The sequence below is a fragment of the Streptomyces sp. NPDC031445 genome, assembly GCF_055581365.1.
The window spans coordinates 1,137,123-1,157,299 of record NZ_JBVIJO010000001.1 but is presented as its reverse complement, the minus strand read 5'-3'; the positions used below and the strand labels follow the sequence as shown (position 1 = coordinate 1,157,299).

Sequence of the window (20,177 nt, the reverse complement as noted above, 5' to 3'; positions counted from 1 at the left end):
ACCGGGCGGGGCCGGAGGCCGTGGACCAAGCCGCGCCGGACACTGCGGACCAGGATGAGCCGGAGCAGCCGGGGGGCGATGCCGCAGAGGGAAGTGCTTGCTGTGGGTTCGGGGGTCGGCGGAGCGGTGGCCCTTGATCGACGCGGCCGGGCCTCATAACCTCGCTCGATGGGGCATGACGACCTTCCGACTCTTGAGCTCGCCTTCCCGGGTCCGGAACGTGACCGTGGTGTGGCGGCGATCCTGAACGGTCGGAAGACCGCGCTCACGGGTCTCCTGGAGATCTACGAACACGCCGGCGAGGCAGTACCGGTGACCGGACAGCGATTCTCGGTGCTTGATTCCGAAGGTCGTCCGGCCGTCACGATCGAGCTCGTCGACGTGCGCGTCGTTCCCATGAAGGAGATCGACGACGACTTCGCGCGAGCAGAGGGACGCGGGTACTCCGACGTGGCGGAGTGGCGGGCAGCGCACGAAGAGTTCTTCCGGAGCGATGGCGTGAGCGAGTACCTGGGACACACCCCGGTCATCGATGACGACACTCTTGTCGTTGCAGAACGCTTCCGAGTGGTCGAGCCCGACGACTCGGGTGGTCCGTGACCCGTGTCCGACTCGGACAGGCCCTGTGAGTGCCAGCCAACCCTGCCGGACCCGGCGCGGCGGCCCTGCGCGAGCCGGCCGGGGCCCGCGCCGACGAGGGCCGCCGGCTCCCGCGCGACCTGCTCGACGCCCCCGGAGGCCCGGCTCAGGCTGGCCGCCGTGCACGCCCTCACGCCGGCCGGTCCGGGGCTGCCGGCGCGCCGGCTGCGGCGCCCTGGCCCAGCCCGGCGTCCAACTGGCCCGCCGGCCGCCGCGCTTCTGCCCGCCGTCGCCGCGCGGCCGGACGCCCCCCCGGAGGTCCGGCGCCGGGCCGCCGAACTGCGCGCCTGTCTCGGCCCGGCCGCCACGCGTACGCGGCCGAGGTGGCCGCGCTCCCCGGCGACACCGGCACCCGGCGACCGGCACACCGTGGCGCTGCCGGCGCTCCGCGAGGGGCTGGACACCGCGACGGACCCCTCACTGCTGGGCCGGCTCCGCCGGGTCGTCGCCCGCGTGGGGTCCGGCGGCGGTGCCACGGCTGCCGGGGCTCCTGGCGGACGACCCGGACCCGGACGGCCGCCGCGACGGCCCTGGCGGGCATCGGCCGGGCGGGCTGCCCGGCGGGGGAACCGCCGGGCAGCCCGCCCGGCCGACGACGGCGCGGACGCGGACCTCGCGGCCCGGGCGTACTGGAAGGTCACCGGCGAACCCGGCCCGTTGCTGAAACGGCTCGGGCCCACGGCCACGGGGCGCCTCCCCCACTCCAGCCTGCGCCGGCCGGCCTCGGGGGGCACGCCGCCCCCCCTGGGCCGACCGGCTCCGCGCGCTGATCGCCGGCCGCGAGCCCTGGGTCCGCGCCGAGGGGACCTACCATGCTCCCCGCGGTACGGCACCTGACCCGCACGGGACGCGCCGCCCGACCGGGTGACGCACGCCGGTCGGGACACTCGGCGTCCCCGTCCCGGTGCGGGCCGCCGTCGCGCGGTCGCGGCGAGCGGCGCGCCGCGGGCACCTCAGGTCATCCTCACCCCACCGTCGGCACCGCCCCCGGCGCGGCCGTCCCCGCCGCCTCGCCGCGTCCCGCGAACTGCGTGCGGTGCAGCTCGGCGTACCGGCCCCGCGCCGCCAGCAGTTCGTCGTGCGTGCCGCGTTCCACGATGCGGCCGGACTCCACGACCAGGATCTGGTCGGCGGCGCGGACCGTGGACAGGCGGTGGGCGATGACCACGGCGGTGCGGCCCTCCAGGGCCTCGGTGAGCGCCTCCTGGACGGCCGCCTCGGAGGTGTTGTCCAGGTGGGCGGTGGCCTCGTCCAGGATGACCACGCGCTGGCGGGCGAGCAGCAGCCGGGCGATCGTCATGCGCTGGCGTTCGCCGCCGGAGAGCCGGTAGCCGCGCTCGCCGACGACGGTGTCCAGACCGTCGGGCAGGGACCGGACGACGTCGGCGAGGCGGGCGCGGCCGAGGGCGTCCCACAGCTCCTCGTCACCCGCTTCGGGGCGGGCCAGCAGCAGGTTGGCGCGGACGGTGTCGTGGAAGAGGTGGCCGTCCTGGGTGACCATGCCGAGGGTGGCCCGCAGCGAGGCGGAGGTGAGGTCGCGGACGTCGACGCCGCCGATGCGGACCGCGCCCGCGTCGACGTCGTACAGGCGCGGCAGGAGCTGGGCGATGGTCGACTTGCCGGCGCCGGAGGAGCCGACGAGGGCGACGGTCTGGCCGGGCTCGGCGCGGAAGGAGATGCCGCGCAGCACCTCGGTGCCGCCGCGGGTGTCGAGCGCGGCGACCTCCTCCAGGGAGGCGAGGGAGACCTGGTCGGCGGACGGGTAGGAGAAGCGGACGTCGTCGAACTCGACGGCGACCGGGCCGTCGGGGACCTCGCGGGCGTCCGGCTTCTCGGTGATGAGCGGCTTGAGGTCGAGCACCTCGAAGACCCGCTCGAAGCTGACGAGTGCGCTCATCACCTCGACCCGGGCCCCGGCGAGCGCGGTCAGCGGGGCGTACAGCCGGGTCAGCAGCAGCGCGAGGGAGACGACCGCGCCGGGCTCCAGGGTGCCGCGCAGCGCGAACCAGCCGCCGAGGCCGTAGACGAGGGCCAGGGCGAGGGCGGAGACCAGGGTGAGGGAGGTGATGAAGACGGACTGGGCCGTCGCCGTGCGGACGCCGATGTCCCGGACCTGGGCGGCCCGCGCCGAGAACTCCGCCGACTCCTCCTCCGGGCGCCCGAACAGCTTGACCAGGGTGGCGCCGGGGGCGGAGAACCGCTCGGTCATCCGGGTGCCCATGGCCGCGTTCAGCGCCGCGGCCTCGCGCTGCATGCGGGCCATCCGGCTGCCCATGCGGCGGGCGGGCAGCACGAACACGGGCAGCAGGAGGAGCGCGAGCAGGGTGATCTGCCAGGACAGGGTGAGCATCACGGCGAGCGTGAGCAGCAGGGTGACCAGGTTGCTGACGACACCGGAGAGGGTGTTGGCGAAGGCGCGCTGGGCGCCGATCACGTCGTTGTTGAGACGGCTGACCAGCGCGCCCGTACGCGTACGTGTGAAGAACGCGACAGGCATGCGCTGCACATGATCGAACACAGCCGTTCTGAGGTCGAGGATGAGTCCCTCCCCGAGCGTCGCCGACAGGCGGCGGCCGAGGATGCCGAGCCCCGCCTCCGCGAGCGCGACGAGCGCGATGAGCAGGGACAGCCGGACCACCGTGCCGGAGTCGTGCCCCGCCACGATCGCGTCGACGACGCGGCCGGCGAGCACGGGGGTCGCGACGGCGAGCAGGGCGGTCACCACCCCGAGCAGCACGAACCGGGCGATGCCGGCGCGGTGCGGGCGGGCGAAGACGGCGATGCGGCGCAGGGTGGCGCGGGCGAAGGGGCGACGCTCGGACTGCGCGTTCATCACGCTGTGCAGCTGCGTCCAGGCGGTGGTCTCCATGCTCATGGAAGGAACCGTAGAACCTCAACGTTCGTTGAGGTCAATGTCCGCGACGGTTCACCCGCTGTTGGGACGCTCCGCAGACCCTGTGGCGGTGTGACTGCCGTCCCGCTCCCCCGCCGGCGCCCGCCCCGGCGCCTCCCCGTGCGCCAGGTGCTGTGCCTGGTGCCGCTCGGGCTCGTCGCCGTGGCCGCCGTACGGCACCGCTCGGTCCTCGCCGAGGGCTTTAGCCAGCTGCGCACCGCCTCCTGGCCGTGGCTGCTCGCGGCGGCCTCGGCGACCTGCCTGAGCTGGGTCGCCGCCGCCGTCACCCGGCAGGGCGCGGTGCTCCAGCCGCTGCCGAAGGGACGGCTGCTGGCCACCCAGTTCGCGGCGGCCGCGGCCAACCACCTGCTGCCGACCGGGCTCGGCGCGGGCGCCGTCAACCTGCGCTTCATGACCGTGTGCGGGGTGCCGCCGGCGCGTTCCTCGGCCGCGCTCGCGCTGTACCTGCTGGCAGAGTGCGTGGGCCGGCTCGGGCTGCTGGCCGCGCTGCTGGCCGCGTTCCCGGACGCGCTGCGGCTCGGCCCCCTGCTGCCGGACGGCCCGGCGCTGCCGCTGCTGCTGGGCGTGGTGGCCTTGCTGGTGGTGGCGGTGGCCGGGGCGGCGCTCGTACGGCCGCTGCGCACGCGCGTGTCCGGGTTCACGCGGGACGCCCTTGACGAGGCCCGGTCGGTGCACACCCGGCCGGCCCGCGCCCTGGCGCTGTGGGGCGGCTCGCTGGCCTTCCCCGCGCTCCAGGCGGCCGGGCTCGCGGCCGTCGGGCAGGCGCTGCGGCTGCCGGTGCCGCCCGCGCACATGGTGCTGGCCTACCTCGCGGCGACGGTCGCGGTGGCGCTGGTGCCCACGCCCGGCGGGCTGGGGTCCGTGGAGGCGGCGCTGGTCGTGGCCCTGGTCGCGGTGGGCGGCCCGGCGGCGGTGGCGACGGCGGTGGTGCTGGCCTACCGGATCATCACCGTGTGGCTGCCGCTGGTGCCGGGGGCGCTGACCCTGGGCGCGCTGGTGCGGCTGAAGGTCATCTGAGGCACAGTGGCCCTCCGAGCCGCCCCGTCCCAGAAGGAGCACCCGCCGTGCCGGTCCGCACAGAACGCGAGGAGTACGTCACCACGGTCGTGCTGTCCCGGCCGGAGGCCCGCAACGCGGTGGACGGCCCGACGGCCGCCGGACTGGCCGACGCCTTCCGGGCGTTCGAGGCGGACGAAAGCGCCCGGGTGGCGGTGCTGTGGGGCGAGGGCGGCACCTTCTGCGCGGGCGCGGACCTGAAGGCGATCGGCACGGAGCGCGGCAACCGGGTGGCACGGGACGGCGACGGGCCGATGGGACCGACGCGGATGCGGCTGTCCAAGCCGGTGATCGCGGCGGTGGCCGGGCACGCGGTCGCGGGCGGCCTGGAACTCGCCCTGTGGTGCGATCTGCGGGTCGCCGAGGAGGACGCGGTGTTCGGGGTGTTCTGCCGCCGCTGGGGCGTGCCCCTGATCGACGGCGGCACGGTACGGCTGCCCCGGCTGATCGGCACCGGCCGGGCCCTGGACATGATCCTCACCGGCCGTCCGGTGCCGGCCCGCGAGGCGTACGGGATGGGTCTGGTGAACCGGCTGGTGCCGGCCGGGCAGGCGCGTGCCGAGGCGGAGGCGCTGGCGGCACGGATCGCCCGCTTCCCGCAGGCCTGCCTGCGCGGTGACCGGGCGTCGGTCCTGGACCAGGAGGGGCAGGACGAGGAGACGGCGCTGCGCGGCGAACTCCGCTGGGGCATGGGCGTGCTGGCCGAGGGTGCGCAGGGCGCCGCCCGGTTCGCGTCGGGTGCCGGACGGCACGGGTCGTTCACGGACTCGTGAACCGCCGCCCCCGCGCTCAGCCGGTGCTCACGCGTACCTCGCCGCCCTCGGGGTCGACCCGGTGGTGCCAGCGGGCGCCGAGGGTCAGGGTGCGGTCGGGCAGGGCCGTGGGGAGGCGCTCGTGGTGCAGCAGGCGGCCGTCCTGGCGGACGTACAGGACCGGCCGGTGCAGCGGGACGCCGGTGCGCAGGACGTGGGGCGCGGGCGGGGCGGCCGGGGTGACGCGGTTCGGGGCGATCCAGCGCAGCGGCGGTGCGACGGTCACGGGGACGCCGGGGGCCGGCCAGGGCGCGCCCGCCAGGAAGTCCAGCACCGCGCCTGCGGCCCGGGCGCCCTCGCGGGCCGCCGTGCCGGCGGGCTCCACGGCGTGCAGGACGTTGCCGGCGGCGAAGACACCGGGGCGGGAGGTGTGCAGGGAGCCGGCGACGGCGGGGCCGCGGGTGCCGGGGTCCAGGGTGAGGCCGCCGCGCCGGGCCAGTTCGTGGTCGGGGACGAAATCGCCGGTGAAGACCACGGTGTCGCAGGCGAGGACGGTCGTACGGCCGTCCCGGTGGCGGACGCGGACCCCGGACAGGCGGCCGTGGCCGAGGAGTCCGGTGACGGTGGTGTCGGTCAGCAGCGGGACGCCGTGGCGCAGCAGGGCCACCCGGGCGCGGGCGCGGCCGGTCCGGGCGCGCGGGTGTTCCGTGACGAGGGCGACGACCTCGGCGCCGCCCGCGCGGACGGTGTCCGCCGCCGCGTAGGAGACGTCCGCCGCGCCGACGACGACCGCGCGGGTGCCGATGTGCTGCCCGAACAGGTGCACCGCCTGCTGGAGTTCGCCGGTGGTGTACACGCCGGCGGGGCGGGTGCCGGGCACCAGCCGGGCGGGGCGGGGGCGTTCGCGGGCGCCGGTGGCGAGGACGACCGCCCGTGCCGTGACGGTCTCCGGGCCGCCGGGGCCGACCGTGGTGAGCACGGGTCCCGTCGGCGCCCAGTCCAGTGCCGTCACACCGGTCCGGACGGTGGCGCCCGCGCGCTCGGCGGCCTGTGTGAGCAGGCGGGCGTACCCGGGGCCGGTCAGCGGGTGCGTCCAGGTGCCGAAGCCGCCGTGGGCGCAGTGCCGGGGCACTCCGCCGGGCCGTGTCTCGCGCTCCAGCACCTCCACGCGTCCGGCGCCGGCGGCGGCCAGCCGCGCGGCGGCGGCGAGCCCGGCGGGGCCGGCACCGACGACGAGGACGTCCACGTGCCGCGGGGCCGCGATGGCGTCCAGGTGACGGGGGGCGGTCATGGCCTCGCCCTCCGCTCGAACAACTCGCGTACCGCCGCCCCGCAGTAGAAGCCCTGGCAGCGGCCGGACCGGGCGCGGGTGCGGCGGCGCAGGCCCTCCAGGCTGCGAGGCGGGACCGTACTGGCGAGGGCGTCGCGGATCTCCCCGCGGGAGACGCGCTCGCAGTGGCAGACGAGGGTGCCGTACTCGGGGTCGGCGGAGATGAGGCCGGGCCGCTGGTAGGGGCGTGGGAAGGCCTCGCCGAGGTTGGGCATGGTCACCGGGTCCGGCTCCCGGACCGGGCCGAGGTCGAGGCCGCCGTCGGCCAGCAGGCCCACGACGTGGGCGGCGATGGCCGGCGACGCGGTCAGGCCGGTGGAGCGGATGCCGCCGACGGTGACGTACGCCTGCCCGGGGTGCGCGGTGATGCGGTAGTCCTCGTGCCCGGTGGCCGCGCGCAGCCCGGCGTAGACGGCGGTGACCTCCTCCTCCAGCAGGGCGGGCAGGATGCGCCGGCCCTGCTCCCGCAGCGCGGCCGTCCCGTCGGCGGTGGAACCGGTGGCCTCTTTGTCGCCCAGGTCCTCGGCGGTGGGGCCGAGCAGGACGTTGCCGTAGACGGTGGGGGCGACCAGGACGCCCTTGCCGAGGGCGGTCGGCACGGGGAGGAGGATGTGCCGCACGAGGGGGCGGGCGAACTTGTCGTAGACGAGGAGCTGGCCGCGGCGCGGGGTGACGGTGAAGTCCTCGTGGCCGAGCGCGCGGTCCAGGGTGTCGGCGTGCAGTCCCGCCGCGTTCACCAGGTGGCGGGCGCGCAGGGTGCCCCGGCTGCTGGCCAGCAGGTGCCCGTCCGGGGAACTCACCGCGCGGACGGCGGTGTTGAGGTGCAGGTCGACGCCGGCGCGGACCGCCTGGGTGGCGTAGGCGAGGGTCGTCGTCCAGGAGCAGACGATGCTTTCGCCGGGGACGTGCAGGGCGCCGAGCGCGCCGGGGCCGAGGCGGGGCTCGCGGGCGTACAGCTCCCCGGGGCCCAGCAGGGCGGTGTCGTGGCAGGCGTTGCGCTCGGCCTTCTCGGCCAGCCGGGGCAGCGCGGCGAGCTGTTCCTCGTCCCAGGCGACCAGCAGCGCGCCGACCCGTTCGACGGGGATGCCGGTCCCGGCGGCGTAGGCGCCGAGCAGCGCGTACCCCTCGCGGACCAGGCGGGCCTCCAGGGTGCCGGGGGTCGCGTCGAAACCGGTGTGCAGGATCGCGGTGTTGGCCTTGGAGGTGCCCTGGCCGACGTCGTCCTGGGCCTCGACCAGGGCGACGCGCAGCCGGGGCCGGCGGGCGAGTTCGCGGGCGATGGCGCAGCCGACGACACCGGCGCCGACGATCGCCACGTCGTACGGCGTCGTGGGCAGCGGCCCGGCCGCGGTGACGGTCACGGGCCGAGGAGGGCCGCGACGGCGGAGCGGAAGCCGGCGCGGCGTTCGGCGGCCTGGTCGGCCGGGATGCGGGGCTCGTACACGGTGGCGGGTCTCCCGTCGGGCAGGGCGTCCGCGACGCTCAGGCCGGGGTCGGCGCCGAGGCGGGCGAGGGTGGCGGCGCCGAGCGCGGTGGCGTCGGCCAGCGCGGACACCTCCACGGGGCGTTGCAGCAGGTCGGCCTGGGTCTGCATGAGGAGCGCGGAGCGGGTGAGGCCGCCGTCGACGCGGAGCGTGGTCAGGGGCGCGCCCAGGTCGCCGGCGGCGGCCTCGGCGAGCTCGGCGACCTGGGCGGCGATGCCCTCGCACAGGGCGCGCACCAGGTGGCCGGCGGTGGTGTCGAGGCCGAGGCCGGTGAGGGAGCCACGCAGGTCGCCGCGCCACCAGGGGGCGGCGAGTCCGGCGAGGGCCGGGACGAAGGTGACCCCACCGCTGTCGGGGACGGTGCCGCCGACCTGGTCGAGGTCGGCGGCACCGGAGAGGACGCCGAGGTCGGTGAGCCAGCGGACGGCGGAGGCGGCGGTGTACACCTGGCCGTCCAGGCAGTAGCCGGTGTGTCCGGCGAGCCGCCAGGCCACGCAGCTGACCAGCCCGGAGCCGCCGCGCCGGGGGCGGTCGCCGGTGTGGGCGAGCAGGAACGCGCCGGTGCCGTAGGTGCACTTGGCGGCGCCGGGCCCGGTGACGCGCTGGGCGAGCAGGGCGGCCTGCTGGTCGACGATCAGTCCGGTGAGCGGGATCTCCCGGCCGAACGCGCGCGTGGTGCCGACCCGCTGGGCCGCGTCGGTCACCTCGGGGAGGCGTTCGCCGGCCAGGCCGTAGAGGTCCAGGGCGCGCGGGGACCACTCGGCGCGGTCCAGGTCGAGCAGCTGGGTACGGCCGGCGGTGGCGGCGTCGGTGGCGAAGGCACCGGTGAGGCGGTGGACCAGCCAGGCGTCGGAGGTGGTGACGACGCCGTCGCGGGTGAGGTGGCGGCGGATCCAGGCCATCTTCGGCGCGGCGAAGTACGGATCGAGGGGCAGCCCGGTCAGCTCTCTCAACTCGTCGGCGTGCTCGACGAGTTCGGCGCACACGGTCTCGGCCCGGCGGTCCTGCCACACCAGGGCGTCGGTCAGCGGGCGGCCGGTGTCCGGGTCCCAGGCGAGGACGGTCTCGCCCTGGTTGGCGAGGCCGAGCGCGACGACGTCCTCACCGGCCTCGGCGAGCGCGCGCCGGCCCGCCTCCAGCACCGAGTCGTACAGCCGCGCCGGGTCCGCCTCGACCAGGCCGCCGGGCAGGTGGCGGGGGCGGACCTCGGCGAAACCGGTGCCGAGGACACCGCGTTCGGGGCAGACCACGAGCGCCTTGGTGCCGGACGTGCCCTGGTCGACGGCGAGCACCGGCCCGGTCATCACGCGCCCCCGGCGCGGGCGGGCCGGGCGTCCCGCGCCCGTGTCCGTCCCGCGCCCCGCGCTGCGGCCTGGAAGATCACCGCGTCAGCCTGCCGCCGTCGCGGCCCCGGCGTCAAGGTCTTCCCCGGGCGGTCAACTCCCCCTGTGGCTTGTTGACTTGGCAACAATGGTACGGCGGAACACACGCCTCTATAGTGACCGCCGACCACCGAGACATCTTCATCACCGCCCAGGGGAGGGCTGTTGCAACGTCACCCCGCCACCACGCCCGTGCGCCCGTGGCCGGGGGCCGGCGGCTGATGGCCAGAGACGGAACCCGCCCCTCCTACGACCCGGCCGGCCCCGACCACGCGCTGCGCGCCGCGCTCCAGGAGGTGCGCACCGGCCGCTGGATGGCCATGCGCACCCTGCTCGCGGAGACCACCCGGTGGTGGCAGTGGACCCAGCGCACCCAGGTGCTGGCGGCGGCCGCGGCCGGCACCGACGTGGTGCGGGCCTGGCTCACCGAGGAGCCGGACAGCGCGCACGCGGTGGTGATGCACGCCCGCGTCGGCGTCGAGCGCGCGCTCCGGGCCCGCAGGGAACGGCACCGCCGTACCCATGAGCTGTGGATCGAGGCGTGGGACGCCGCCCAGTCGGCGACCGTGGCCGCCCCGCGGGACCCGGTGCCCTGGGTGTGTCTGCTGGCACTGGCCCAGCTCGACCCGCAGCAGCGCTGGGAGGAGCACCGGGCCGCCGCACCGGAGCCGATGCTGCCGCCCGGGCCCTGGGGGCTGCTGGCCGAGGCCGCACAGCGCGACCCGTTCAACCGCGAGGCCCACCACCGGATGCTCCAGTTCCTGTACGCGCGCGGCGGTTCGGGCCGGCTCGCGGAGGCCGCCGGGTACGCGCAGTGGGCCGCCGGCCAGGCCCCGCCCGGCTCGGCGCTGCACCTGCTGCCGCTGTACGTCCGGGTCGAGCGCTACCGCCGGGACAGCGGGCACGACGCGGCGCTGGACCTGCACTGGGTGGCGGAGGACGCGACCCGGGAGGCGCGGCGCGCGCTGCACTCGTGGTTCGATCCGACGGAGCCCGCCGAGCGCGCGCTGCCGGACCTCAACCACCTGGCCCACGCGCTGTGGGGTTCCCTGCAGTTCCCGGAGGCGGCACGGGTGTTCGACGCGATCGGCCCCTACTTCACCCCGCCGCCCTGGATGTACCGCACGCCGGACCGGGACCGGGCCGTGGAGGTCTTCGTACAGGCCCGGGACCGCTGCCGGACCGCCGCGGGGGGCTCCCGGCCCGGACACCGCCCCTGACCACCGCGCCCGCACCCCCTGGGCATCCCCGCCGCACCGCCCCGGGAGCTTCTGCGCACCACCCCTTCGCACCACCCCCTGAACGACCCCGTTGCACGTGCCCGTCCGACAACCGTTGATCCAGGAGGTCCCCGCGTGTCCCCCACCCCCGACCCCTCGTCCGCCCCCTCCCCCGGTCTGCCGCAGCAGGACGAGGAGCAGCGGCTGCGGGAACTCGGCTACCGGCCGGTGCTGGCCCGCCGCATGGGCGGCTTCGGCAACTTCGCGATCAGCTTCTCGGTCATCTCGATCCTGTCCGGCTGCATGACCCTGTACGGGTTCGGCCTGAACACCGGCGGCCCCGCCGTGATGCTGTGGGGCTGGGCGGGCGTCGGCCTGTTCGTGCTGTGCGTCGGGCTCGCGCTCGCCGAGGTCACCAGCGCCTACCCGACCTCCGGCGCCCTGTACTACATGGCCGACCGGCTCGGCGGCCGGCGCTGGGGCTGGTACACCGGCTGGCTGAACCTGCTCGGCCTGCTCGGCGCGATCGCCGGCATCGACTACGGCGCCGCCCTGTTCGCCGGCGCGTTCGCCAACCTCCAGTGGGGCTTCGAGCCGACGCCCGGCAGGACCATGCTGATCTTCTGCGCGATCCTGCTGCTGCACGCGGTGCTGAACCTGTTCGGCGTGCGCCTGGTCAGCCTGCTCAACTCGGTCAGCGTGTGGTGGCACCTGGCGGGCGTGGCGCTGATCGTCGGCGCCCTGGTGATCGTCCCGGACCACCACCAGTCGGCGTCCTTCGTGTTCACGAAGTTCGTCGACGAGACCGGCTGGGACAACCCGCTGTACGTGGCGGCGATCGGCCTGCTCCTCGCGCAGTACACCTTCTCCGGCTACGACGCCTCCGCCCACCTCTCCGAGGAGACCTCGCACGCCTCGGTGGCCGCCTCCCGCGGCATCGTCCGCGCCATCTGGGTGTCCTGGCTGGCCGGTTTCGTACTGCTCGCGGGCCTCACCTTCGCCATCCAGGACTACGACGCCACGCGCACCACCGACACCGGCGTACCGCCCGCCCAGATCATGCTGGACGGCCTCGGCACCGACGGGGCCAGCGCGCTGCTCCTCGTGGTCATCGTCGCCCAGCTGTTCTGCGGCAACGCCGAGGTCGCCGCGGCCAGCCGGATGGTGTTCGCGTTCAGCCGGGACGGCGCGCTGCCCGGCTCGCACCTGTGGCGCAAGGTCAGCGGGCGCACCCAGACGCCGGTCGCGGCCGTCTGGCTGTCCGTCGTCGTGGCCTGCGTCCTCGCCCTGCCGTCGCTGTACTCGGCGACGGCGTACAACGCGGTGACCGCGATCAACGTCATCGGCATCACCCCGGCCTACGCCATCCCCGTGTTCCTGCGGCTGCGGGCGGGCGACCGTTTCCGGCCGGGTCCGTGGCAGCTGGGCCGCTGGAGCAAGCCGGTCGGCTGGATCGCGGTCGTGTGGGTGGCCTGCGTGACGGTCCTGTTCTGCCTGCCGCAGTCGTCCCCGGTCACGGTCGACACCATGAACTACGCCTCCGTCGCCCTCGCCGTGGTCCTCGTCCTGGCCAGCGTCTGGTGGTACGTCGCCCGCCGGTCGTACGGCACCCCCACCACCGCCGCGTACGGCAGCGACCGCGACCAGGCGGAACTCGCGGAGGGCATCGTCTGAGCCGGCTGCCCGAAGAGCGCCGGTCCCGGTTCGGACCGGTGTGCCGCATGCGGCAGGATGAACGAGCGCGCCGGTCACCGGAGTTCCTCCGGCCGGCGCGGTCGCACATCCCGGACTTCGAGCAGGTGACAACGTGACGAGACTTCAGAAACGGTGCTCCGCAGCGGTTCCGTGCCCCGGAGGTGACCGGTGAACCGCGCGCTGACCCTGGACGACCTCGTCCTCGCCGGCGTCGCCCTGGCCGCGGGCCTGGTGCTCGCCTTCATGTCGCGCACCCTGCTGCGCTGGCTGGCCAAGCACGCCAAGCGGACCCGCTGGAGCGGCGACGACGTCATCGTGGACGCGCTGCGCTCGGTCGTGCCCTGGGCGGCGATCGCGGGCGGCGCCGCTGCGGCGGCGGCCGTACTGCCGCTCACCCGGACCGTCCAGCACCACGTGAACCAGGCGCTCGAGGTCTGGCTGATCATCGTGGTGACCTTCTCCGCGGCCCGCGTGATCGCCGGCCTGGTCCGTTCGGTGACCCAGTCGCGCTCCGGGGTCGCGGGCTCGGCGACGATCTTCGTCAACATCACCCGCGTGCTGGTGCTGGCGATCGGCTTCCTGGTCGTCCTGCAGACCCTGGGCATCTCCATAGCGCCCCTGCTCACCGCCCTCGGCGTCGGCGGTCTGGCGGTCGCCCTGGCGCTCCAGGACACGCTCGCCAACCTCTTCGCGGGCATCCACATCCTCGCCTCCAAGACCGTCCAGCCGGGCGACTACATCCGGCTGAGCAGCGGCGAGGAGGGCTATGTCGTGGACATCAACTGGCGCCAGACGACGGTCCGGCAGCTCTCCAACAACCTGGTGGTCATCCCCAACGGCCAGCTCGCCAAGGCCAACATGACCAACTTCACGCGGCCCGAGCAGCAGCTGACCGTGCTGGTGCAGGCGGGGGTGAGCTACGACTCCGACCTGGAGCACGTCGAGCGGGTGACCGCCGAGGTGGTCACGGAGGTCATGACGGAGGTCACGGGCGCCCTGCCGGAGCACGAGCCCGCCATCCGCTTCCACACCTTCGGCGACTCCCGCATCGGGTTCACGGTGATCCTCGGCGTCGGCGAGTTCAGCGACCAGTACCGGATCAAGCACGAGTTCATCAAGCGCCTGCACCGCCGCTACCGCGAGGAGGGCATCCGCATCCCGGCGCCCGCCCGCACGGTCTCGCTCCAGCAGGGCACGGCGGTGATCCCGCAGCAGCGCAGCGGGCAGGGCGCGGTGCCGGGGCCGGGGTCCACGGAGTAGCCCGGCCGCGAAGTCCCGGCCGGCACGTACGCTGGAAGCAGCATGACCACGCCGGCGCCGGACCCCCGCACGCTCGACCGGCGGCTGGACGCGCTCGCGCGCCAGCCGTTCCGGGCGAGGTTCCACCTGCGCGGGCGGGACCGGGCGACCGCCGGCCTCAAGGGACCGGCGACCCTGCGGTGGCACGCGTACGACCTGATCGCCAAGCGGCTGGCGCCGGCCGAGCCGTACAAGGACGGCCGGCAGACGCCGTACCGCGGTCACCCGGTGTTCGTCGCCCAGCACGCGACCGCCACCTGCTGCCGGAGCTGCCTGCAGCGCTGGCACGGCATCCCCAAGGGGCGCGCACTGACCCGTACCGAACACGCGTACGTGGTGGAGGTGATCAGCCGGTGGATCGCGCGCGAGATGGCGGACGGCGGTTTTTCCGGCCAGGACCCCTGTCGAGCCGACCCCGAGCACGAGATATCTTGATGTCGAGCAATGTTGCAGACGTGGAGCGGAGCACCCGGTGACTGACTCGACCATCATCTACACCTACACAGACGAGGCCCCGGCCCTGGCGACGCATTCGTTCCTGCCGGTGATCCAGGCGTACGCCTCGCAGGCCGGTGTGCCCGTGGAGACGCGTGACATCTCGCTGGCCGGGCGCATCATCGCCGTCTTCCCCGAGTACCTGGACGAGGACCAGCGCATCCCCGACGCGCTGACCGAGCTGGGCGAGCTGGCCAAGACCCCGGCGGCCAACATCATCAAGCTGCCGAACATCTCGGCGTCCATCCCGCAGCTCAAGGCCGCCGTCGCCGAGCTCCAGGGCAAGGGCTACGCGCTGCCGGACTACCCGGACGACCCGAAGACCGACGAGGAGCGCGAGATCCGCGCCCGCTACGACAAGGTCAAGGGCTCCGCCGTCAACCCGGTGCTGCGCGAGGGCAACTCCGACCGCCGCGCCCCGGCCTCGGTGAAGAACTACGCCAAGACCCACCCGCACCGCATGGGCGCCTGGACCTCCGAGTCCAGGACCAACGTGGTGACCATGGGCGAGAACGACTTCCGCTCCACCGAGAAGTCCGTCGTCGTCTCCGAGGACGGCGCCCTGAAGATCGAGCTGGTCGGCGAGGACGGCACCACCACCGTCCTGAAGGAGTCCGTGCCGGTCCTCGCGGGCGAGGTCGTCGACGCGTCCGTCATGCGCGTCGCCGAGCTGAACGCGTTCCTGGCCGCGCAGGTCGCCCGCGCCAAGCAGGAGGGCGTCCTGTTCTCCGTGCACCTGAAGGCCACGATGATGAAGGTCTCCGACCCGATCATCTTCGGTCACGTGGTGCGAGCCTTCTTCCCGAAGACGTTCGCGAAGTACGGCGAGACCCTCAAGACGGCCGGCCTCACCCCGAACGACGGCCTCGGCGGCATCCTGAAGGGCCTGGAGAACCTGCCCGAGGGCGCCGAGATCAAGGCCTCCTTCGAGGCCGAGATCGCCGAGGGCCCGGAGCTGGCCATGGTCGACTCGGACAAGGGCATCACCAACCTGCACGTGCCCTCCGACGTCATCATCGACGCCTCCATGCCGGCCATGATCCGCACCTCCGGCCACATGTGGGGCCCGGACGGCCAGGAGCACGACGCCCTCGCCGTCATCCCGGACTCCTCCTACGCCGGTGTCTACCAGGCCGTCATCGAGGACTGCCGGGCCAACGGCGCCTACGACCCGTCCACCATGGGCTCGGTCCCGAACGTCGGCCTGATGGCGCAGAAGGCCGAGGAGTACGGCTCCCACGACAAGACCTTCGAGATCCCGGCCGCCGGCACGGTCCGCCTGACCGACCGGGCCGGCAACGTGCTCATCGAGCAGCCGGTCGCGCGGGGCGACATCTTCCGCGCCTGCCAGACCAAGGACGACCCGATCCGCGACTGGGTCAAGCTGGCCGTCACCCGCGCCCGCGCCACCGGCGACCCGGCCGTGTTCTGGCTGGACGAGACGCGCGCCCACGACGCGCAGCTGATCGCCAAGGTCAAGCAGTACCTGCCGGAGCACGACACCGAGGGCCTGGACATCCGCATCCTGTCCCCGGTCGAGGCCACCAAGCTGTCGGTGGAGCGCATCCGCCGCGGCGAGAACACCATCTCGGTGACCGGCAACGTGCTGCGCGACTACCTGACCGACCTCTTCCCCATCCTGGAGCTGGGCACCAGCGCCAAGATGCTCTCGGTGGTCCCGCTGATGGCGGGCGGCGGCCTGTTCGAGACGGGCGCCGGCGGCTCCGCGCCGAAGCACGTCCAGCAGCTCGTCAAGGAGAACTACCTGCGCTGGGACTCCCTCGGCGAGTTCTTCGCCCTGGTGCCGTCCTTCGAGCAGTACGCGGCTGCCACCGGCAACACCCGCGCCAAGGTCCTCGCCGACACCCTGGACCGCGCCACGGCGACCTTCCTCAACGAGGACAAGTCCCCGACCCGGCGCGTCGGCGGCATCGACAACCGCGGCAGCCACTTCTACCTGTCGCTGTACTGGGCGCAGGAGCTGGCGCGGCAGAGCGACGACGCCGACCTGGCCAAGGCCTTCGCGCCGCTCGCCGAGACCCTCGCCGCGAACGAGCAGAAGATCGTCGAGGAGCTGAACGCGGTCCAGGGCTCCCCGGTCGACATCGGCGGCTACTACCAGGTCGACAAGGCCAAGGCGGACGCGGTCATGCGCCCGTCGGCCACCTGGAACGAGGCGCTGGCGTCGCTCGGCTAGTCCCTTCGAGGTGACGTGTCCGCCGCCCCGGCCGGGGTTTCCCGGCCGGGGCGGCGGCGTGCGGGGACGGGGCCGATGTCAGTGCCGTGTGGCACCTTGATCGTGCACGTCCCCGCCATCACCCCAGGAGCAGCCGGTGTCCCAGACCGCCCCCTCGTTCGACCTCCTCCCCGGTGCCGCCGGCTCACCGGTGCTGCTGCACGTGCCGCACTCGGCGCGCGCGGTACCGCGGGACGTGCGCGCCGGGATCGTGCTGGACGACGCCGCGCTGGAGCGGGAGCTGGACCACATCACGGACGCGCACACCGCCGAGATCGCCGAGCGGGCCGCCGCGCTCGCCGGGCTCCGGCCCTGGCGGTTCGTGAACCGGCTGTCGCGGCTGGTGGTGGACCCGGAACGGTTCCCGGACGAGCGGGAGGAGATGCGCGCCGTCGGCATGGGCGCCGTGTACACGCGAACCACGCACCGGGGTGAGCTGCGGGCCGCGGACACCGACCCGGAACCGCTGCTCGCCCGCTACTTCCGGCCGTACGCCGCGGCCATGACGCAGGCCGTGGCCGGCCGGCTGGCCGCGGCCGGGCGCGCGGTGATCATCGACGTGCACTCGTATCCGGCCCGGCCGCTCCCGTACGAGCTGCACGGCAGCGGGCCTCGCCCGCCGGTGTGCCTGGGCACGGACGCCTTCCACACCCCGCCGGAGCTGACCGAGGCCGCCCGCAAGGCGTTCGCCGGCTGCGGCGGGACGGGCCTGGACAGCCCGTTCGCCGGGACGTACGTGCCGCTGGAGTTCTACGGCACGGACGCCCGGGTCGGCGCGCTGATGGTGGAGATCCGGCGGGACACGTACATGACGGAGCCGGGCGGCCCGGCCGGCCCGGGCCTGGACCGCCTCGCCACGGCGCTGGCGGCACTCGTCGACGCGGTGTAGCCGTCCGGCAGGCGCGGCGGACGACCGGTGCGGCGGACCGCCGGCGCTGGAAGAGGGCACGGTCACCGGCAGGCCCGCGGTCACCCTGCACCCGCGCGGCCGGTCCGCCGCACGAGTACCGCGAGCCGCTTCACCGGCACGCCTCGCCCCGGTCCGGCTCCCGGCGCGCGCCGGGAGCCGGTTCGCTCAGGCCCGCAGCCACTCCGTGACGATCACCTCCGCGCCGGTGCTCAGGCGCAGGGCGAAGGGGCCGGACGGCGGGGCGGTGCTGGTGAACCGGCCGAGGGGGTCCGCGGTGAGCGGGGCGCGGGCGGTCTGCGGACCGCCGAGCACCTCGATCCGCGCCGGCTGCGGCGGCAGCAGCTGGCCGATCAGCCCCTCCTCGGTGACCTCGACGTCGACGGTCACCTCGCCCGCGCGGAACGTGAGCATGCGCGGTGCGTCGGTGACCCCCCTGATGGGCAGCGCGTCCACCAGCGAGTCGAAGGTCAGCTCGGCGAGCCGGGCGTCCAGCTCGTGCAGCGCGAACGCCTCCAGGGCCGCCTGGACCAGCTCGGCCGGGACCGGGTCCAGGACGGCGGCCGCCTGGCGCAGCTCCTCCTCCAGCAGCCCGTCCGCGAACTCGTCCGGCCCCTCGGGCATCCCGTCGTCGCCGTTCACACCGCACCCCGCGTGTCCATCCGGGCCCGCAGCCGGCGCAGACAGCGCTGGCGGAGCGGGCCGATGCTGCCGACCGCGATGCCGAGGGCGGCCGAGATCTCCCCGTAGCTGGGCGGCGGCGAGGCCATCAGCACGCGCAGCAACTGCCGGCAGCGCTCGCCCAGTCCGTCCAGCTCCTGCCACAGGCGACGGACCCGCTCGGCCCGGTCGGCCGCCTCCTCCGAATCGATCAGCGTCTCTTCCGGCGTCCGGTCCTCGCTGGCCCGGTCCAGTACCCGCGGATCATCCGTCAGGGTCAGCCGCGCCAGGCCCTTGAGCACCTTCAGGCACTCGTGCCGGGCCGTACTGGCCAGCCAGGCACCGGCCTTGTCGGGTTCCCGGATGCGGCCGAGGTGCTGGGCGAAGCGGAACCAGGTGGTCTGGAAGACCTCGTGTCCGTCGGCGTCCGACAGCCGGTGCGCCCGCACCACCGACCACACCAGCGGACTCATCCCCTCCACCAGCGCCTTCCAGGCCGCGGCGTCCCCGTCGACGGCGGACTGGACCAACGCGCCGACCTCTGTTCGGTCCACGGCTCCACCCCTTGTGTACGGCCTGTCATCGTACGCCGTGGAGCGGAGGGTTCCGGCCGTCATGCGGGCAGCGCCGGGAGCACGACGGGGACGGGTCGCCAGGTGGGCGGGCGGAGCGCCGCGACCCGCACCCCGCGCACCTCGGCCCCTTCCGCGTCCGCCGCCAGCAGCCCGGCGCCGGCCGCGCGCGGGTCGCGTTCCCGGTACGCCGTCATCCGGGCGGCGACGAGTCCCGCGGCCACCGGGGTGGCGAAGGAGGTGCCGCTCCACTGCGCGAGGCCGTCGAACATCACCTGGTCCGGCTTGGCGCCGGTGCGCTCCCGGCCCTCGCTCAGCACCCCGGTGTGGCGCGGGAACTGGCAGGTGCAGGCGTAGTCGGCGTCGCCGAACCGGCAGGCGTCGTAGGTGGAGTGCTGGTAGACGTACGGCACGGGCGCGGTGAAGCCGGTGAGGGCGCTGGTGAGGCGTTCGCCGGGGGTGTGGACGCGCACCCACGGCCCGTGGTTGGTGAAGCACGCCCCGGACGCGCCGTCCGCGCGGAGGGCGCCGACCGACAGCACGCAGTCGGCGAACCCGGCCAGGCCGGCGTAGGCGGCGGGCCAGAACGGGACGTCGCTGCCGTTGTTGCCGGCGGCGGCCACCAGCAGGGTGCGCTGCTCGCGCAGTTCCGCCATGAACGCGTCGAGGCCGATCAGGCCGTCGGTGTCCGCGCTGGGCGTGCCCGCGGAGAGGCTGATGATGTCCGGCCAGCCGCCCCGGTCGACCGCGTCGAAGAGCAGGGCGCCGAACTCCGACTCCAGGACGGCGCCGGCGTCGTTGAGCGTGCCGCGCACGGTGATGTCGGTGTTGGGGGCGACGGCCGCGAGGATGCCGGCGATGAACGTGCCGTGGCCGACGTACTGGCGCAGCACGCCGTCGGCGTCGGTCTCGGTCAGCTGGGCGTCGCCCGTGGTGTGGGCGAGCAGCGGGTAGGAGCGGTGGTCGTGCACCAGACCGGTGTCGACGACGAGGACGCCGACCGCGGTGGCCGGATCGTAACTCCCGTCGGCGGGCGCCGGGTTGGCGGTACCGGTGCGCGGGACGGGCACGGGTTCGTCGCCGGGGCAGGCGTTGACGTTCCCCGCGATGTGCACCACGTGGTTGCGGCCGGCCAGCCGGCGGCCCTGGCGGTCCTCGGCCTCCCGCACCGCGCGCAGGGCGTGCGGGACGCTGTCCTCGCCCTCGGCGGGGTCGCCGACCCGGATGCGGGTGACGCCGGTGCGGCCGGCCCGCGGGCCCACGCGGCGCACGTGGTCGGGGACGAGTCCGCGGGTCTCGGTGAAGTGCGTGCGCACGGCGTCCTCGACGAACCGGGCCTCCTCGCCGTCCCGGACGAGGACGACGCCCTTCTCGTAGAAGTACCCGGCGGAGTCGTCCGGCCCCATGGTGAGGGGGACGTCGGGCAGGGAGCGCTGGATGTGGTGGAACTGCTCGTGGAACCGGTGTGGTGCCATGTGGTGTCCTCCCCCTCAAGACGGTGTCCGACAGTGAGAGCCGCGGGACCGCCGTCTGATA

The 20,177-nt window shown here is 74.7% G+C and carries 16 protein-coding genes; 9 read left to right on the top strand and 7 right to left on the bottom strand.

Translation table 11 applies throughout. The annotated features are described in order from the left end of the window. Nucleotides 1-168: 168 nt before the first annotated feature. Nucleotides 169-600 (top strand): ASCH domain-containing protein, encoded by a 432-nt coding sequence (locus tag ACZ5DC_RS04885; RefSeq protein ID WP_468649396.1) that lies wholly within the window; start codon nt 169-171, stop codon nt 598-600. A 1,003-nt stretch (nt 601-1,603) separates the two neighbouring features. On the opposite strand, the gene ACZ5DC_RS04880 is transcribed toward ACZ5DC_RS04885, so the two are convergent. After that, nucleotides 1,604-3,508: an ABC transporter ATP-binding protein gene (locus ACZ5DC_RS04880; RefSeq protein ID WP_468649937.1), complete on the bottom strand. Its 1,905-nt coding sequence runs from the start codon at nt 3,506-3,508 to the stop codon at nt 1,604-1,606. 96 nt (nt 3,509-3,604) lie between these two features. On the opposite strand from ACZ5DC_RS04880, the gene ACZ5DC_RS04875 reads away from it, so the two are divergent. Together ACZ5DC_RS04875 and ACZ5DC_RS04870 are read left to right on the top strand one after the other, a co-directional pair. Next, a complete protein-coding gene (locus ACZ5DC_RS04875) occupies nt 3,605-4,570 on the top strand; it encodes a lysylphosphatidylglycerol synthase transmembrane domain-containing protein (RefSeq protein WP_468649394.1) in 966 nt (321 codons plus the stop codon). Between the two features lie 47 nt (nt 4,571-4,617). Further along, nucleotides 4,618-5,382, top strand: coding sequence for a crotonase/enoyl-CoA hydratase family protein (locus ACZ5DC_RS04870; protein WP_468649392.1), 765 nt, complete (start codon nt 4,618-4,620; stop codon nt 5,380-5,382). Between the two features lie 16 nt (nt 5,383-5,398). On the opposite strand, the gene ACZ5DC_RS04865 is transcribed toward ACZ5DC_RS04870, so the two are convergent. Genes ACZ5DC_RS04865 through ACZ5DC_RS04855 form a run of 3 tightly spaced genes read right to left on the bottom strand, consistent with a single transcriptional unit; the run spans nt 5,399 to nt 9,479 of the window. Then, nucleotides 5,399-6,652, bottom strand: coding sequence for an NAD(P)/FAD-dependent oxidoreductase (locus ACZ5DC_RS04865; protein ID WP_468649390.1), 1,254 nt, complete (start codon nt 6,650-6,652; stop codon nt 5,399-5,401). Further along, on the bottom strand, nt 6,649-8,052 hold the full coding sequence (locus ACZ5DC_RS04860) for an FAD-dependent oxidoreductase (protein WP_468649388.1): 1,404 nt from the start codon (nt 8,050-8,052) through the stop codon (nt 6,649-6,651). The genes ACZ5DC_RS04865 and ACZ5DC_RS04860 overlap by 4 nt, the downstream gene beginning before the upstream one ends. After that, nucleotides 8,049-9,479: an FGGY family carbohydrate kinase gene (locus tag ACZ5DC_RS04855; RefSeq protein ID WP_468649386.1), complete on the bottom strand. Its 1,431-nt coding sequence runs from the start codon at nt 9,477-9,479 to the stop codon at nt 8,049-8,051. Before ACZ5DC_RS04855 ends, ACZ5DC_RS04860 begins: the two co-directional genes overlap by 4 nt. 299 nt (nt 9,480-9,778) lie before the next feature. Between ACZ5DC_RS04855 and ACZ5DC_RS04850 the strand changes: the two genes are divergently transcribed. The 6 genes from ACZ5DC_RS04850 (at nt 9,779) to ACZ5DC_RS04825 (ending at nt 17,391) form a co-directional block, all read left to right on the top strand. Continuing rightward, the gene (locus ACZ5DC_RS04850) at nt 9,779-10,777 is read left to right on the top strand and encodes a hypothetical protein (protein ID WP_468649384.1); all 999 of its coding nucleotides are present in this window, start codon (nt 9,779-9,781) and stop codon (nt 10,775-10,777) included. Nucleotides 10,778-10,912: 135 nt separating this feature from the next. Further along, a complete protein-coding gene (locus ACZ5DC_RS04845) occupies nt 10,913-12,451 on the top strand; it encodes an amino acid permease (RefSeq protein ID WP_468649382.1) in 1,539 nt (512 codons plus the stop codon). Nucleotides 12,452-12,640: 189 nt separating this feature from the next. Then, nucleotides 12,641-13,732: a mechanosensitive ion channel family protein gene (locus ACZ5DC_RS04840; protein ID WP_468649380.1), complete on the top strand. Its 1,092-nt coding sequence runs from the start codon at nt 12,641-12,643 to the stop codon at nt 13,730-13,732. Nucleotides 13,733-13,774: 42 nt separating this feature from the next. After that, nucleotides 13,775-14,206, top strand: coding sequence for a DUF4186 domain-containing protein (locus ACZ5DC_RS04835; protein WP_468649378.1), 432 nt, complete (start codon nt 13,775-13,777; stop codon nt 14,204-14,206). 37 nt (nt 14,207-14,243) lie between these two features. Next, the gene (locus tag ACZ5DC_RS04830) at nt 14,244-16,463 is read left to right on the top strand and encodes an NADP-dependent isocitrate dehydrogenase (protein WP_468649376.1); all 2,220 of its coding nucleotides are present in this window, start codon (nt 14,244-14,246) and stop codon (nt 16,461-16,463) included. A gap of 136 nt (nt 16,464-16,599) precedes the next feature. Further along, the gene (locus ACZ5DC_RS04825) at nt 16,600-17,391 is read left to right on the top strand and encodes an N-formylglutamate amidohydrolase (protein WP_468649374.1); all 792 of its coding nucleotides are present in this window, start codon (nt 16,600-16,602) and stop codon (nt 17,389-17,391) included. 186 nt (nt 17,392-17,577) lie between these two features. Here the strand turns inward: ACZ5DC_RS04825 and ACZ5DC_RS04820 are convergent, their stop codons facing one another. Genes ACZ5DC_RS04820 through ACZ5DC_RS04810 form a run of 3 tightly spaced genes read right to left on the bottom strand, consistent with a single transcriptional unit; the run spans nt 17,578 to nt 20,116 of the window. Beyond that, nucleotides 17,578-18,033 (bottom strand): hypothetical protein, encoded by a 456-nt coding sequence (locus tag ACZ5DC_RS04820; protein ID WP_468649935.1) that lies wholly within the window; start codon nt 18,031-18,033, stop codon nt 17,578-17,580. 14 nt (nt 18,034-18,047) lie between these two features. Beyond that, nucleotides 18,048-18,686: an RNA polymerase sigma factor gene (locus ACZ5DC_RS04815; protein WP_366749065.1), complete on the bottom strand. Its 639-nt coding sequence runs from the start codon at nt 18,684-18,686 to the stop codon at nt 18,048-18,050. Beyond that, entirely contained in the window at nt 18,683-20,116 is a 1,434-nt protein-coding gene (locus ACZ5DC_RS04810; RefSeq protein ID WP_468649372.1) for a S8/S53 family peptidase, read from the bottom strand. Before ACZ5DC_RS04810 ends, ACZ5DC_RS04815 begins: the two co-directional genes overlap by 4 nt. Nucleotides 20,117-20,177: the final 61 nt, after the last annotated feature.